Raw genomic sequence first — 14,234 nt, 5'->3', positions numbered from 1 at the left:
GATCCCTTTCTTTCCCCATGACGGATCAGCCACGGGTGTAGATGAGCCAGTTGTCGCCCGGGGCGGGCGACGCAGGGAATGGCTCGAAGGCCAGGGAATAGGCGGAGCTCTCCTCGAGGGCATCGAGGAGCACGGCCTGTGCGGCGTCCTGCTCGGGGTTGCCCAGAGTGGAGCTGCGGAGGATCACCGCCTGGTAGCGCTCGTCGTCGACGGCCGAGCGGATGCTGCCCTCGCCCTCGAAGTAGAGCTCGAACGTCGTCTCCCAGGCCACACCCGGGAGATCGCTCGTGTGGTAGTCGAGGGCGTCGGTGGATGAACTGATGTACAGCCCCTCCCGGGGGTCGGACTCGATCGCCGTCACCACGCTCTGGACGTTGGTCCAGCGGTACATGGCGTCGGCACGCACCAGGGGGAACAGCGCCATGATCATCACCGTGATCACGACGGGGGTGACCATCAGCGGGTAACGGGAGATGCGCGCGAGGCCCCATCCGACGGGGAGCGCGAGAAGCATGACCGAGTAGGCCAGGTGCTTCTCGAACGAGACCGCCTCACCCAGGATCATCTGCCCGATGGGCAGTGCCATCGAGGCGAGCACCAGGCCCGAGCCCAGGATCGACAGCCGCCGGTCCCCGGCTCGGAACATGAGCACCAGTGACACCGCTGCCAGCAGCAGGACGACGATCAGGTGGTCACCGGCCAGACCCAGGAGCGCCCCCGTGGTGGTCGGGGACAGGGCGGTCCGATCGGTGGTGGTGAAGGCGACGTCCCGGGCGATGCTCTCCCCCCATACCGCCCACAGGGTGGCCAGGATGCCGAGCGCCACTCCGGCGGCGACGAGTGCCCGGCGCGCTCCGAGAACGCCCAGGACGAGCGTCGCAGCGAGCACGACCGGTACGAAGATGCCTGCCGTGTACTTGGTCATGGCGGCCAGGGCCAGCACGGCGCCGAGGAGGACGGCCGAAGGGTAGCCCTTCCGGGTGAGGCCGATCCACAGACCCGAAGCGAGCAGGAAGATCACCGGGGCATCGAAGGTGCCGAGCCAGCCGGTGAAGATCACCGGGCCGGACAGCATGAAGGTGGCCGCGGCCAGCAAACCTGCGCGCTTGCCCCACAGGTGCCGCGCCGTGCCGTAGAGGGCCATCGCCGTGCCGAGTACGCACAGCAGGCTGAACGCCCGCACGAGGTAGAGGCCCCCCACGGAGTCCAGCAGCGCTGCCAGCACGGGATAGAGCGCGGGCAGGCCCGAGAAGAAGGCACCGGCGTCTCCGAGTGGACGGCCCTCGGACCAGTAGTCGAGGTAGGCGTTGCCGGCATTGATGTACAGCGCCTCGTCGATGAAGGCGGTGTTGCGCAGGCGGACCGCGAGCGCGACGCCGTAGGCGAGGACGAGGCCCAGGAGCAGCCATTGCCTCTTCGCACGGCTCATGGGCGGGCGGGCCGCGGGAGTGATCTGCGATGCTTCGGAACGCATCAGGGTCGCTGTGGTCATGGCTCCTGCTTGCTTGCTCGTGCCCGGTGGGTCAAGCCGAACCAGGCAGTGGGAAGTTCGATGTCAGCGGTGACGACCTGGCCGAAGCACAGGTTCTGCGCCCAGTAGTGCTCGATGATCAGGGGCAGCGCATCCACGGTGAGGGCCTTGCCGTCGTGCAGGAGGAGGATCCCGCCGTCCGTCATGCCCTTGGATTGCTCGGCGACCTGCTCCGCAGTCGCGGCCTCGAAGTCCTTGGAGTCGACGGTCCACATGACCTCGATCATTCCCCGGCTCTCGACGGCTGCCCTGAGTTCGGGGCTGGTGCTGCCGAACGGCGGGCGGAACATCGTCGGGGGTTCGTGCCCGAGGTCGCGGTGCACGACCGTCGACGCGTCGATGTCGGCGAGGGCCGCCTCCAGATCCATGGACAGCAGGTCGGGGTGGGTCATGCTGTGGTTGCCCAGCTGATGACCCGCCGCCTTCGTGCGCTCCACTTCGCGGGGGCGTGCCCGCTCCTGGACGCCGTTGTTGAAGAACACCGCAGGGACCTTGTAGTGGTCGAGCACGGCCAGGAGGTCGGAGGTGAACTCCGTGGGCCCGTCGTCGAACGTCAGCGCCACATACCCGGCGCAGGCGGTGGGAGCCGTCAGTACCGGCAGGTGACTCATGTCCGCCGCGTCGACCGCATTCTCGGACCGGGCGATCGGTGTGGGTGGCAGGGGTTCCTGACTCGAGCAGCCCATGACGCCGAGCAGGAGCACCGCGACGGCGGCCCTGACGCGCAGGGCCGCCGTGCGGCTCAAAACTCCTCCTTGGGCCGCAGCCGGGTCAGCACGACGCCGGCCATGACGAACGCCACGCCGGAGACGACGATCCAGAACGCATCCAGCCCGGTGGCTGCCAATGCGGTGGCCGAGGCGCCGGTTGCAGCGAGGCTTCCGTTTGCTCCGTACATTAGTTCTTCCCTCCTCTCAGGTGATCCAGACGCGCGCCTCGCGGCGCACGGCTCCTAGCAGGGAACGCCAGTACACGATGAACATGGCGTTGTCATAGAGCCACAGCGGGACGAAGAAGATGGCCGTCCGGATCGACGCCCGGTCCTTGGTCCGGTATGCGGTGACGATGTTCTCCGCCATGAAGATGGGCAGGAGGAACCAGTAGAACGGGTTGGGGGTGATGTCCCACAGCAGCCAGCTCAGGACCAGCGCGAGCAGCGCGGCCGGGAAGAGCAGGGACGAGAAGAACGTGAATGCGACCCCGCCCCAGGTGCGGCGGGTGATCTTGTTCCAGCCGTAGAGCCAGAGCGACTCCATGGCCCCTCGGTACCAGCGCAGGCGCTGGACCTCGAGGTCACGGATCGTCGGCATGACGTCGGTGACCACCGGGCAGCGCTTGGTGCTGGTGCAGTCGAAGCCGAGGTGCCTGATCGCGAGGGTCAGCTCGTAGTCCTCGGTCAGGGAGTCCTCCATGTAGACGCTCCCGGGGGCGCCTGGAAGTGTCTTCCCCCGCGCATCGGCGATGGCCCGGAAGACGTGCACCGGGAAGAGCGAGGCGGCACCGGACAGGACGTGCACCTTGCCGCCCTGGCGCCCCATGAGGCGGGTGCCACGTGCGTACTCGATGGCCTGAGCGCGTTCGATGAAGTTGTTGGGAGTGCGGGCGATGATGCAGCCCGACACCCCGCCCAGATTCGGCTTCACGTCATAGGCCCACAGGGCGTTCTTGACGAAGTCGTTGCTGAGCTCGCCGTCCGCGTCCTGGGCCAGGATGTAGTCCTCGTCGTCCAGCAGCGGCATGACAAGGGCCAGACCCTGATTGAGTGCGCCGGCCTTCTTGGCCTTGTTGCCCACCGTCTCCAGCACCTGGGCGCCGGCCTCGCGGGCCAGTCGCACGGTGTCGTCGGTGCAGTTGTCCGCCATGACGATGACCAACGCGGGTCTGATCGTCTGCGCGAACTGGCTGCGGACGGTCTTGACGATGCCGTCCTGCTCGTTGTGTGCCGGGATGAGCGACACGATGCGGGGCCCCGGCCGATCCAGGCCGGAGAGGTCCAGGCCGCCGGCGTCGGGGGCGGCGGAGGGCTGGGCGCCCCCGACGGAGAACTGGTCTGCGGTCAGTTGCACGACGGGCCTCCGTGCCGGACCTCGGCGCAGCGGCTGCAGGAGACTCTGGGGCGCTCTTGTTCGGGCCGGGGTCTCTCCTGCGGTTCAGGGGCCCGGGCGGGGGGCGTGGTGGTAGTGGCAGTCATGACTGCGCTCCTCTTGAAGTGAGACCACGAGCTCAAAGGCTCGCGACGAGACAGAATGCGCTTGTGCGCATGCAGGAAAGCACTTCACGACTGCCCTGTCGACGGCCGGACGGCAGTTGATCGGACAATTGATTTGCGTTCAGGAGAAAGCTTGTGTCGGTTCTCGAACTCGATCACGAGTAGGTGCTACTCCACCTTTATCGGGGACTACTTGGCCGGCTGGACCGCTTTACTCAGGACGCCCGCAACGGCCCGACAAACGAATGGCCGCCTCTTCCCCGTCATTTCAGGGGGATTTGTCCCGAAACGCCTGATGCTTTGTACTCGGGTCGGCGTTGTCGAATCATCAATGGACGTGGTCGATTCTTCCCCGACTCGCGGAGTGGCCTTCATCACAAATGGGACGCCCTTCGAGGCGGAATGGTGCAGACCCTTCCGACCGTGGATGGATTCCGGGTCGTGACGTCGACGCGCGGCGTAAGGGGGTGGACGACGGCGATCGACCAGGGCGCGCGACCTGAGCCGGCCGCCGCCCACAGTGGGGAAGAGGGTCGTCACAACTGCCCTCTGACCTGCGTGATCAATCCGGGGCCGGCCTTGATGACCGTGATGGAGAAGCTTCACGGAGCGGTTCCCGCGCTGATTTCCTCGGTACTCGACGGCCACACGGCGACGGGAGCACGGCCCCGCTGGGACACCGAAGAGGTGAAGCAGGAGTACTTACCCAGGCGTCCGCAATTGAGTGGCCGGCCTTATCACGACGCGGTCGCCGGCCAACTCGGCACGCGCTTCCCCGCGCTGTCATATATGCATGGTTCCGCGGGATCGTTCATGGAGAATTCGCCTCCCGGGGGTTGACTCCACCACGGGGTTCACGGTCCCGATTCCACGGAGCGATTCACGGGACAAGTAGCTCACGCTGTTCTCGAGGGCTTATCCGAAGTGCCGAATTGTGCCTCTCCGACCATTGGGAGGAGCGAATAAGTACTGGACCGGGGGAATTGAATAGGGACAGTGAGTAGTCGGAATTCAAGAACAGGTGGACGAAGTCACTGGTTCCGAGTGTGCCCTTGCGAAACTGTGTGGTATTCGCGGACGATTCCACCATGTCGCCTTCACCGTCGAGGATCGGGACGTACTCGACGACGCTGCCAGGCAGTTGGACGATCGTCCTGTCACGCACGCCGGAGCGAAGGACATCGGCGAGGGCTACATCCTGGAGTTCTGCGATCCTGACGGCATCGCACTCGAGCTCTTCACTCCGAAGGCGTAGGTACCGGGTGCGGCCGGCAGGGCGGAGCCCGCGCCGTTGACCTCGAGCTCGGCTTCGTCCGCCAGACGGCGGAGCTGCGCGAGCCCCTGTCGGTCGAGGTCCCGCGGCTGCGGGTCGAGGATGCACATGCTGCCCACGAACCACCCGCCGGGCCCCCGCAGCGGTACACCGGCATAGAAGCGGGTGTAGGGCGCGCCCTTCACGAGGGGGTTGTCCCGGAAGCGCGCGTCAGCGAGGAGGTCGGGCACCACCAGTGTCCTGTCGCTCTGGATGGTGACGTTACAGAACGCCGCATGACGTTCGACGGCGCGCGGAAAGGGCCCTGCGAACGACTTGAGGTACTGCCGGTCCTCGGCGATGAGCGAGATGATCGCGGTCGACACCCCGAACCGGGACTGCGCCCGGCGGGTCAGGCGATCGAAGCGTTCCTCATCGCCTGAGTCGAGGAGCCCGGACCGGTCCAGCGCCCTGAGTCGCTGGCGCTCCATCTCGCGGTTGGTGGTCGATGACGTCGGAAGGTCTGACGGGATCTCCGCACCGGAGGACAAAGGCATGGGCAAGAAGGGAATCCGCTCGGCTGGGGGTTGGGAAGACTGACCGTTCGCTGCGGCAACGGATATACCCATACTGCCTGTCGAATCTCAAGAGGGCGGCCGGGGAGGGGAGCGTGCGGCGAAAGCTTTGGCGAACTTTCCCTGTACTGCGGTGTGCGACAGGAGCTGCCGCTGTACGGGGCGCGGCTGATGGGCAGGCCTGCCCGAGGGCTGCACCCAGCCCGGTGGTCGACACGGCCCCGATCAGGCCCGCGTCACACGATCGGGCGGCGCACTCCCCCCGTCCCATCGGTACGCGGCATGGGTGCAACGCCAAGGGGTCATGCTGCGATGGTGCTGCAGCATGACCCCGTGGTGGGTCTCCGGGTCGGCCGGGACGACCCCCGGCATGACGGGCGTCAGGAGAGCTTGACCGCCAGCACGTTGCAGGGTGCCGACAGCAGGATGGTCTGCGCCGTCGAACCCATGATCAGCTTGCCCACCGGTGTGCGGTGCCGCAGTCCGATCACGATCAGGTCCGCAGCCAGTTCCGCCGCCGTGTCGACCACCTCCTCGGCCGCCGTGGCCTCCGAGATGCTGTGGCGGATGGAGTAGGGCACCCCTGCCGCGCTGAGCATGCCCTCCAGCTTCGAGACGTCCTCGGAGTCGGCATAGGCCGGGTTGACGAGGCGGTCGGCACGGGTGGTGTTGATGACCACCAGCTCGGCATCCCGGCGTCGGGCCTCCTCGACCGCTTCGGCCACGGCGGCCTCCCCCAGTGCGTTGGGAACATAACCCACCACGATGGTGCTCATCGGCCGGTGTCCTTTCGGTCGGATCCGGGCGACGTCGGTGACGACGGCGCCGCGGATGTGGCGGGAGACGACGGTGCAGACGACGTCGGTGAGCCGGGCGCGGGCACAGAGGGTGCCGTCGTCGACGCATCGGCCACGGCACCAGCCGTGCCGGCCTCCGATCCGCGGACGACGTCGGCCGCGTCGGCGTTCGCCGCGACCATGGCCTCGAACTGGCGCTGGCGCCGCTTGAGCAGGAGGGACAGGGCGAAGATCACCATCAGGACCACGTAGATGGTCGCGGCGACCGGCGACTGGATCAGCGCCACCGGATCACCCTGGGAGATCGCGAGCGACCGGCGGAGCTGGCTCTCGAAGATCGGACCCAGGATCAGGCCCACCACCATCGGCGCGATCGGGTAGCCGAAGCGCCTCATGAAGAAGCCGAGGATACCGACCACCAGCAGGATGATGACGTCGATCGGCGTGAAGTTCACCGAGAACGCACCGAGAACGGCGAACACCAGGATCCCCGCGTACAGGTAGGGCCGCGGGATCTGGAGGATCTTGACCCAGATGCCCACGAGCGGGAGGTTCAGCACGAGCAGCATCAGGTTGCCCACGTAGAGGCTCGCGATGAGCGCCCACACCAGCGCACTGTTGGATTCGAAGAGCTGCGGGCCCACGGGGATCTGGTACCGCTGGAAGGCCACGAGCATCATGGCGGCCGTGGCCGTCGTGGGGATGCCGAGGGTCAGCAGGGGTACGAGCACGCCGGCAGCCGCGGCGTTGTTCGCGGCCTCCGGACCTGCAACGCCCTCGATGGCGCCCTTGCCGAACTGCTTCTTGTTCTCACCCTTCGCGAGCTTGCGCTCGGAGGCGTAGGACAGGAAGGTCGCGACGTCGGCCCCGCCGGCGGGGATGGTGCCCACCGGGAAGCCGATGAACGTCCCGCGGAGCCAGGGCTTCCAGGACCTGCGCAGATCGTCCTTGCGGAGCCAGCTCGTCCAGCCGCCGGTCACCGGGATGACCTTGATGGGCCCATGCCGCAGGCGGGACGCCACGTAGAGCGCCTCGCCGACGGCGAAGAGCGCCACGGCCACGAGGACGACGTCGATCCCGTCCGCCAGGAACGGGCTGCCGAACGTGTAGCGCTGCTGGGCGGTGAGCGCGTCGAACCCGACGAGCGCGATGAACAGCCCGAGTCCCAGGGAGGCCAGGCCGCGCAGCACCGAGGAGCCGAGCAGGGCGCCCACCGTCAGGAACGCCACCACCATGAGCGCCACATACTCCACGGGACCGATCTGCACCGCGAAGGCCGCCACGAACGGGGCCAGGAAGCTCAGCAGGACGGTCGCGATGGTCCCGGCGACGAACGAGCCGACCGCGGCCGTCGCGAGCGCCGCCGCTCCCCTGCCGGCCTTCGCCATCTTGTTGCCCTCGAGGGCCGTGACGATCGAGGAGGACTCACCGGGCGTGTTGAGCAGGATCGACGTCGTGGACCCGCCGTACATGCCGCCGTAGTAGATGCCGGCGAAGACGATGATCGCCGCCGTCGGCTCGAGGCTGTAGGTGATGGGCATGAGCAGCGCCACCGTCATGGCCGGGCCGATGCCCGGCAGCACGCCGACCGCCGTGCCCACGAGCACCCCGCCGAGGGCGAAGAGCAGGTACATGGGCTGCATCGCCGTGGCGAAGCCCTCCATGAGCAGGAAGAAGTTATCCACCGAAGATCCCCAGCCCTTCGAGGAAGCCCGGAGGCAGCGAGACGCCGAGGAGCCCGCCGAAGACGAACTGCAGCACCAGGGCCAGGACGATCGCGGTCACGAGGTTGCGCCACCAGGGGCGCGCTCCGAGGGACCACGCGGCGCCGAAGAAGAGGATGGCCGCTGCGACGGGCCACCCGAGCGGCACGATCAGGAACGCGTGCAGCAGGACGAAGCCTGCGAGCTTCCCGACGGTCAACCAGTCGGTCTTCGCCTCGAGGTCCACGTCCTCACCCTCATCGGCGGAGCCGCGGTGGCCGCGGAGCACCTGGAACACCAGGCCCGCCCCGACTACCACGAGCAGTGCGGACACGGCGAAGGGGAAGGCACGGGGCCCGATGTCACTGGCCGACGGCGGGGTCTGGATCCCCGCGCCGGCCACGAAGCCGACGACGCCGATGCTCACGATGAGCAGTGCGAAGACCAGCTCACCGATCGGCTTGCCGGGAGCGGCGGCCGTGCCGCTCCCGGGGCTGTTCTGGACCGAGGTACTCATGGCTAGAGCAGGCCGATGTCGGTGAGGGTCGTCTTGACGCTGGCGATGTCCTCGTCGAGGAAGCTCTGGAACTCCTCGCCGGTCAGGAACGCGTCCGACCAGTTGTTCTCCTCGAGGGTGGCCTTCCAGGTGTCGGTCGCGTGCAGGTCGGTCACGAGCTGCGTGAGCTTGTCGGCCTGGGCGTCGTCGATGTTCCCGGGGGCGACGACGCCGCGCCAGTTGGTCAGCACGAGGTCCACGCCCTCCTCGGTGAGGGTCGGGGTGTCGGGCAGCTGCGGGGCGGCTTCCTCACCGGACACCGCGAGCGCCCGGAGCTTGCCGGCATCGACCTGCTCCGCGTACTCGCCGACGCCGGAGATGCCGGCGTTGACCTTGTTGCCGAGCAGTGCGGCGAGCGATTCGCCACCACCGGAGTAGGGGATGTAGTTGAGGCTGTCCGGGGAGATACCCGCCTCCTTCAGGACCGAGCCGGCCAGGATGTGGTCGGCGCCGCCGGCCGAGCCGCCCGTGATGGAGACGCCCTTGCCCTTGGCCTCGATGTCGTCGAGCAGGTCCTGGATGGTCTGGTACGGCGAGTCCGCGGGGACCACGATCACGAGGGGCTCCTCGGTGAGGCGGGCGATCGGGGTGGTGTCCTCGATGCGGGTGGCGGCGTTGTTGGTCTCCACGGCGCCGACCATGACGTAGCCCATGACCATCAGTGTGTTCGGGTCCGTCTCGGTGGCGAGCTGGGCGAGGCCGTTGGTGCCGCCGGCACCTCCGACGTTGACCACGGAGGCGTTGCCCACGAGGTCGTTCTCCTTGAGGTCCGTCTCGATGGCCCGGCCGGTCTGGTCCCAGCCTCCACCGGGATCGGCGGGCACCACGATGTTGAGTTTCTCGATCGTTCCTTCCGCGTCACCCGCGGTGGTGCTCTCCGTCATCGAGCCGCAGGCCGAGAGGGCCAGGGCGGAGACGAGGGCGAGTGAGGTGAGGGCTGAGCGGCGCGTCGCTGTGCGTTCGATTTTCATGGGGGTCTCTTCCTTGAGATGTGATGTGTGTCACCACTGCTGTCCTCAGGGTAGGAAGCCGTCTGATCGGCGGTAAAGCATGCGGTCGTAGTGCTCGTATTGGTCTTTGTGGTCTCGGGGTACGGTTTGTCCGCTCCGGTGTGATGCGCCCGGTCGTGTCACACTAAGGGGATGATCAGGTCGATGTCGCTTCGATCACAGCTGTTCCTGCTGCAGCTGGCCATCGTTCTGATCATCGTCGCCGTCGCCGGCTCCACGGCCGTCGCGATGCAGCGCCAGCAGATCCGGGAGCAGTACGAGGATCGCATGGTCGGCGTCGCCCAGTCGGTGGCTCAGCTGCCCTCCGTGATCGACGCCTTCGACGAGACGGATCCCAGCAAGACCATCCAGCCCATCGCCGACCTCATCCGCCAGTCCACCGGCGTGACCTATGTCGTCGTCACCGACGAGGACGGGATCCGCTACTCCCATCCGAATCCCGAGCTCATCGGCGAGGTCGTGTCCACCGACCCGTCCATCCCCCTCTCCGGGAAGACGTTCGTGGGCACCCAGACCGGCACGCTCGGTGAGTCCTGGCGCGTGAAGGTGCCCATTCTCGACGCCGACGGCAGCATCATCGGCACGGCATCCGTCGGCACCCTCGAGTCGGAGCTCGACGCCGACCTCTACGAGGACCTGCCCCGCCTGCTGGCCTGGCTGATCGTGGCCGCGCTCGTCGGGTCCGCGGGCGCCATCTGGATCTCCCGGCTCGTCTGGCGGCGCATCTACCGCCTCGAGCCCGAGGAGATCGCGTCCCTCCTCGAGACGCGCGACGCGATGATCCACGGCATCAGCGAGGGCATGGTCGCCGTCGACGAGCACCACCGGATCGCACTGCTCAACGACGAGGCGAAGAGGCTGCTGGAGCTCGACGACGACGCCACGGGCCGGCTCGCGGCCGACGTCATGGAACCCGCCCTGGCGCAGCTCCTCACCGACCCCGCCGACACGGACGAGACAGTCCTGTCAGGCGAGCGGGTGCTCCTCGCCCGCACTTCCGGCGCGCTCGTCGATGACAAACGCGTGGGCCGCGTGATGATCCTCCGTGACCGTACCGAGCTCTACCAGCTGCTGACCGACCTCGACGGCGAACGGGATGCCACCCAGGCGCTGCGGGCGCAGGCGCACGAGTTCGCCAACCGGATGCACACCATCTCCGGGCTGCTGGAGCTCGGCCGCACGCAGCAGGCCGTGGACTTCATCTCGCGGTCCGGGCACGGCGGCTCGCTCATGTCGGGCAGCATCGCGCCCGGCATCCAGGACCCTGACGCCGCGAGCCTGCTCATGACCAAGAGCACCATCGCCGCCGAGAAGGGCATCACCCTGACCATCGACGAGACCTCGGCGCTCGAGCCCGACGGCACCACCGACGTCGTCACCGTACTCGGCATCCTTCTCGACAACGCGATGGAAGCCGTGACCGGTAGCGGACGGCCGGACGGGCAGGTCGTGGTGCACCTCGCGACGGACGACGACGCCGTCCGCATCACCGTCGCCGACAACGGCCCCGGCGTCGCACCGGAGGACGTCGACGGCATCTTCTCCTCCGGCTACTCGACCAAGGACGGCGGCCACACCGGGACGCGCGGGTTCGGCCTCGCGCTCGTGGACCGCATCGCCCGCCGCCGCAGCGGGCAGGTCGTCGTCGACGACTCCGAGCTCGGCGGCGCCGAGTTCACCGTCTGGCTCGCGCCGTCGCTCGCCGGCACCCGTCCTCCGCTGCGCGTGCCATGAGCGCCCCTGCCCTGATCCCCACGCTGGTGGTCGACGACGACCGCGAGGTGGCCGGCATCCACACCGGCTTCCTGCTCGCGCACGGTGCGTTCGACGTCGTCGGCGCCGCACACACCGGAGCCCGTGCGCTCGAGCTCGCCGAGGCGCTGCGCCCGCGCCTCGTGCTGCTGGACATCCACCTGCCCGACATGACCGGCATCGACGTGCTGCGGACGCTGCGGAACCGACCCGGCGATCCGCTCGACGTCATCGCGATCACCGCGGCCCGCGAGCTCGACACCGTACGGGCGGCCGTGGCCGGCGGGGTGCTGCACTACCTCGTGAAGCCGTTCAGCGCCGCGGTGCTGGGCCAGCGGCTGGACTCCTACGTCGCGTACCGCCGCGAGCTCGACACCCACGCGGCTGACGGCTCCGCAGCGCTCGATCAGGGCCGCATCGACCAGCTGCTGCGGACGACGGCGGGGTCCGGTGCGGGCGGCGCGGGTGCGCCGTCCGGCACGGCGACCATCGTGACGCCGAAGGGCCTCTCGGCGCCGACCCTGGAGGCCGTCATGCTGGACCTGCGCGGTCATGGCCGGGGGACGTCGGCGTCCGATGTCGCCGAGCGGCTCGGTATGGCCCGCGTGAGCGCCCGGCGGTACCTCGAGTTCCTGGTCTCGCGGGGGCAGGCGCGGATCGTCCCGCAGTACGGGTCGGCGGGCCGTCCCGAGAAGTTCTACGTCTGGACGGACGGCGCCTCCCGCGGCTGAGCGGGGACAGGGCGGGCCGGGCCGGCGCTAGCGGCCTCCGACGACCACCGGTGAGCAGCGCACCGCATCGCAGACCTGGTAGCGCACGGACGCCGATTTCGCCGTCGTCGAGGTACCGCCCGTGTTCGGGACCGTGCGCCGGACCCCGTTGGTCAGCAGCGTCACGGAGGAGCCTGCGGCCCCCGACCAGCTGAGTGTCGTGGTGGTGGTGCCGCGGGTCTTGGTGCTGGACGCGGCGAGCGTGATGGTCGCCGGAGCGGGGGTGGGCGCCGGCGCCACGACCGGCGGTGCCGCGCGCGGAACGAAGGAGAAGTCGCGGACGACCACCTTCTCGGGAACGACGCGGGCGGGGTCCCCACCGCCTCCGCCGGTCACCCAGAGGTTGAAGTGGACGGTCTCGCGGGCCGGTTCCGGAACCTTCTCACCCATCAGGACCGTGCGCTTGAGGAGCTGGCCGGTGTAGCCCTCTCCCGCGAAGGTCTCGAAGGTGATCCTGTCCGGCTCCCACACCATCCTGTGCGTCAGGACCGGATGATCCGTGACCGCGAAGATCGCGGTGTCGTTCCCCACACCCGGGCCCTTGCTCGCATCGAACCAGTAGCCGTGCCCCTGCGTGATCGGCCACACCTGACCGAAGCTGCTGCCACCACCCCACGAACTCGCCTCGCACAGGTCGATCTCGTTGAATCCGGGGGCGGCCGCGGGGTCGTAGGTGAAGAGGCACCCCCACACCACCTCCTTCTGCAGGGTGCTGAGGTCCTTCTCGATGGTGGTGCTGTAGGTGCCGTACCCGAAGCCATGGCGCGTCGTGTTGAACTCGGCCCCGATCGCCGAGCCACCGGTCGGGTTGGAGAGCGTCATGGTGACATGCCCGTTCGCATCGGGGTTGCTGACGTTCGCCGGGTCAAACTGCTTGTTGTAGTTGGGGGCACCGGTCCACCAGCGCTTCTCCCAGTTGAAGCCCTTCCAGGCGAAGTCGCCGACCGGCCCGGGGTCCACGACGGCAGGCCTCGTCTCGCCGGCTTCGGCGGAGGTGGAGGCGGATACCGACACCGCCAGCAGGAGCGCGGTGAGCACGGAGGCGACGAGCGACGAGCGGCCGTCCGTCCGTCGGCGGGTCCGTGAGGTGACGGGCAGGAGGTGCATGCGGGGAGCCTTCGCTGTTCGGTAGCCCGGCGGACCGCGTGGGTCCCGTGGCTTTGCGTCGCCGGTTCGCACCGGGTTTGCCCTTGTCGCTGAGCGGTCGTGCCAGCGGCGCCGCCGGACGCGCTGCACGATGTCCGCCGGCCCCTCCATCGTCCTGCAGGCGTGCGCCAAGGACCCCGTCCTTCAGCGCAGGTCTTGCTCAGATTTGGCGCAGGTCCCTACGAACACGCCCCGGGGTCCGGGCTAGCCGGCTCCACGCCAGATGCGCCGCCAGAAGGAGGGCCGAGGCTGCTCGGGCGGTGCGGCGTCCTCGGCCGCACGGCGCGCCGCAGCCCTGCGTTCGCGCCAGAGCTCCACCTCGGCGTCCACGTCGCGGAGCTTCGTGATGACGGGCGGGCCCCCGAGGAGCTGACGCCTCGCGTCGATCACTCGGTAGTTGAAGTCCTCGAGCACCTCGCGGACCTGCTTCTCGGTGTACTGGCGGTCGAGGCGGTCGTCGAGTTCCGCGTCCTCCGTGCGCAGCAGGATGGCGCGGGGGCCGAGGCCCGTGATGTTCTCGCGCTGGATCAGGCCCTTGACCCACCAGTCGGGGTCGTGGGCCTCCCCCAGCCCCGGGATGGGCTTGCCGGCGAGCGCCAGGTCGTCGAAGTCCCCGCGTGCCACGGCCTGGTCCACGATGAGCCGCGCCCGCTTGACCTCGTCCTCGCCCGCGCGCAGCGGCGCCATCTCGCCGTTGGCCGCGTCGCCGTCGTTCTGGCGTTCGAGCTCGGCGAGCGCGTCGTCCGCATCCCGGGCTCCGCTGCGGGCAGCGCGGTACTGGGCCGCCTTGCGCAGCCTCTCCTCGTTCTCCTGGGAACCGCTGATGCCGCTACCCTTCGCCTGGTCGTGCCGTCCTCCCCAGTATTCCGAGGTCCCTGCCGGGCCCGCAACCGATTCTCCTGCGGACGAACGGCCCTTCCACCCGGCAGGGAC

The 14,234-nt window shown here is 68.5% G+C and carries 14 protein-coding genes and 1 riboswitch; of the genes, 3 read left to right on the top strand and 11 right to left on the bottom strand.

Annotated features, from left to right (window positions below):
• Window positions 1–25 precede the first annotated feature (25 nt).
• From ACX80N_RS09900 to ACX80N_RS09885, 4 genes are read right to left on the bottom strand one after another with little or no spacing between them, the layout of a single operon-like run.
• Window positions 26–1,492 carry an ArnT family glycosyltransferase gene (locus ACX80N_RS09900; protein ID WP_459339246.1) on the bottom strand — a complete coding sequence of 489 codons (1,467 nt, stop codon included), beginning with the start codon at window positions 1,490–1,492 and terminating at the stop codon, window positions 26–28.
• Window positions 1,489–2,277, bottom strand: a complete 789-nt coding sequence (locus tag ACX80N_RS09895) for a polysaccharide deacetylase family protein (protein ID WP_459339245.1) — start codon at window positions 2,275–2,277, stop codon at window positions 1,489–1,491. Before ACX80N_RS09895 ends, ACX80N_RS09900 begins: the two co-directional genes overlap by 4 nt.
• Window positions 2,274–2,429, bottom strand: coding sequence for a peptidase (locus tag ACX80N_RS09890; protein ID WP_157940170.1), 156 nt, complete (start codon window positions 2,427–2,429; stop codon window positions 2,274–2,276). The genes ACX80N_RS09895 and ACX80N_RS09890 overlap by 4 nt, the downstream gene beginning before the upstream one ends.
• A gap of 16 nt (window positions 2,430–2,445) precedes the next feature.
• Window positions 2,446–3,597 carry a glycosyltransferase family 2 protein gene (locus ACX80N_RS09885; protein ID WP_459339244.1) on the bottom strand — a complete coding sequence of 384 codons (1,152 nt, stop codon included), beginning with the start codon at window positions 3,595–3,597 and terminating at the stop codon, window positions 2,446–2,448.
• A 545-nt stretch (window positions 3,598–4,142) separates the two neighbouring features.
• On the opposite strand from ACX80N_RS09885, the gene ACX80N_RS09880 reads away from it, so the two are divergent.
• Complete coding sequence (locus ACX80N_RS09880; RefSeq protein WP_459339243.1) at window positions 4,143–4,580, top strand: hypothetical protein; 438 nt, start codon at window positions 4,143–4,145, stop codon at window positions 4,578–4,580.
• 351 nt (window positions 4,581–4,931) lie between these two features.
• Here ACX80N_RS09880 and ACX80N_RS09875 read toward each other — a convergent pair whose 3' ends face one another.
• The 5 genes from ACX80N_RS09875 to ACX80N_RS09855 all read right to left on the bottom strand — a co-directional run bounded on the left by ACX80N_RS09875 (window position 4,932) and on the right by ACX80N_RS09855 (window position 9,594).
• Window positions 4,932–5,549, bottom strand: coding sequence for a GAF domain-containing protein (locus ACX80N_RS09875; RefSeq protein ID WP_459339242.1), 618 nt, complete (start codon window positions 5,547–5,549; stop codon window positions 4,932–4,934).
• A gap of 398 nt (window positions 5,550–5,947) precedes the next feature.
• Entirely contained in the window at window positions 5,948–6,343 is a 396-nt protein-coding gene (locus tag ACX80N_RS09870; protein ID WP_459339241.1) for a universal stress protein, read from the bottom strand.
• A complete protein-coding gene (locus ACX80N_RS09865; protein WP_459339240.1) occupies window positions 6,340–8,049 on the bottom strand; it encodes a tripartite tricarboxylate transporter permease in 1,710 nt (569 codons plus the stop codon). Before ACX80N_RS09865 ends, ACX80N_RS09870 begins: the two co-directional genes overlap by 4 nt.
• Window positions 8,042–8,584 (bottom strand): tripartite tricarboxylate transporter TctB family protein, encoded by a 543-nt coding sequence (locus tag ACX80N_RS09860; protein ID WP_459339239.1) that lies wholly within the window; start codon window positions 8,582–8,584, stop codon window positions 8,042–8,044. The genes ACX80N_RS09865 and ACX80N_RS09860 overlap by 8 nt, the downstream gene beginning before the upstream one ends.
• A gap of 2 nt (window positions 8,585–8,586) precedes the next feature.
• Complete coding sequence (locus tag ACX80N_RS09855) at window positions 8,587–9,594, bottom strand: Bug family tripartite tricarboxylate transporter substrate binding protein (RefSeq protein ID WP_459339238.1); 1,008 nt, start codon at window positions 9,592–9,594, stop codon at window positions 8,587–8,589.
• Window positions 9,595–9,777: 183 nt separating this feature from the next.
• On the opposite strand from ACX80N_RS09855, the gene ACX80N_RS09850 reads away from it, so the two are divergent.
• The gene (locus ACX80N_RS09850) at window positions 9,778–11,367 is read left to right on the top strand and encodes an ATP-binding protein (protein WP_459339237.1); all 1,590 of its coding nucleotides are present in this window, start codon (window positions 9,778–9,780) and stop codon (window positions 11,365–11,367) included.
• Window positions 11,364–12,116, top strand: a complete 753-nt coding sequence (locus ACX80N_RS09845) for a response regulator (protein WP_459339236.1) — start codon at window positions 11,364–11,366, stop codon at window positions 12,114–12,116. Before ACX80N_RS09850 ends, ACX80N_RS09845 begins: the two co-directional genes overlap by 4 nt.
• 27 nt (window positions 12,117–12,143) lie before the next feature.
• On the opposite strand, the gene ACX80N_RS09840 is transcribed toward ACX80N_RS09845, so the two are convergent.
• Both ACX80N_RS09840 and ACX80N_RS09835 read right to left on the bottom strand, forming a co-directional pair.
• On the bottom strand, window positions 12,144–13,262 hold the full coding sequence (locus ACX80N_RS09840; RefSeq protein WP_459339235.1) for a LamG domain-containing protein: 1,119 nt from the start codon (window positions 13,260–13,262) through the stop codon (window positions 12,144–12,146).
• Between the two features lie 17 nt (window positions 13,263–13,279).
• Window positions 13,280–13,354: riboswitch (cyclic di-GMP riboswitch) on the bottom strand.
• A gap of 151 nt (window positions 13,355–13,505) precedes the next feature.
• The gene (locus ACX80N_RS09835; protein WP_105031088.1) at window positions 13,506–14,126 is read right to left on the bottom strand and encodes a DnaJ family domain-containing protein; all 621 of its coding nucleotides are present in this window, start codon (window positions 14,124–14,126) and stop codon (window positions 13,506–13,508) included.
• Between the last annotated feature and the right edge of the window lie 108 nt (window positions 14,127–14,234).

The organism is Arthrobacter sp. MDT2-16, from assembly GCF_054510925.1.
Note: the sequence above shows the minus strand (reverse complement) of the source record. Positions and strands in the feature narration are given on the sequence as shown.

Bases quoted from the DNA above. Each gene is read 5' to 3' on its own strand.
- ACX80N_RS09860 (WP_459339239.1), bottom strand. From the start codon at position 8,584: ATGAGTACCTCGGTCCAGAACAGCCCCGGGAGCGGCACGGCCGCCGCT.
- ACX80N_RS09855 (WP_459339238.1), bottom strand. From the start codon at position 9,594: ATGAAAATCGAACGCACAGCGACGCGCCGCTCAGCCCTCACCTCACTC.
- ACX80N_RS09850 (WP_459339237.1), top strand. From the start codon at position 9,778: ATGTCGCTTCGATCACAGCTGTTCCTGCTGCAGCTGGCCATCGTTCTG.
- ACX80N_RS09890 (WP_157940170.1), bottom strand. From the start codon at position 2,429: ATGTACGGAGCAAACGGAAGCCTCGCTGCAACCGGCGCCTCGGCCACC.
- ACX80N_RS09840 (WP_459339235.1), bottom strand. From the start codon at position 13,262: ATGCACCTCCTGCCCGTCACCTCACGGACCCGCCGACGGACGGACGGC.
- ACX80N_RS09880 (WP_459339243.1), top strand. From the start codon at position 4,143: ATGGTGCAGACCCTTCCGACCGTGGATGGATTCCGGGTCGTGACGTCG.
- ACX80N_RS09845 (WP_459339236.1), top strand. From the start codon at position 11,364: ATGAGCGCCCCTGCCCTGATCCCCACGCTGGTGGTCGACGACGACCGC.
- ACX80N_RS09870 (WP_459339241.1), bottom strand. From the start codon at position 6,343: ATGAGCACCATCGTGGTGGGTTATGTTCCCAACGCACTGGGGGAGGCC.
- ACX80N_RS09900 (WP_459339246.1), bottom strand. From the start codon at position 1,492: ATGACCACAGCGACCCTGATGCGTTCCGAAGCATCGCAGATCACTCCC.
- ACX80N_RS09875 (WP_459339242.1), bottom strand. From the start codon at position 5,549: ATGCCTTTGTCCTCCGGTGCGGAGATCCCGTCAGACCTTCCGACGTCA.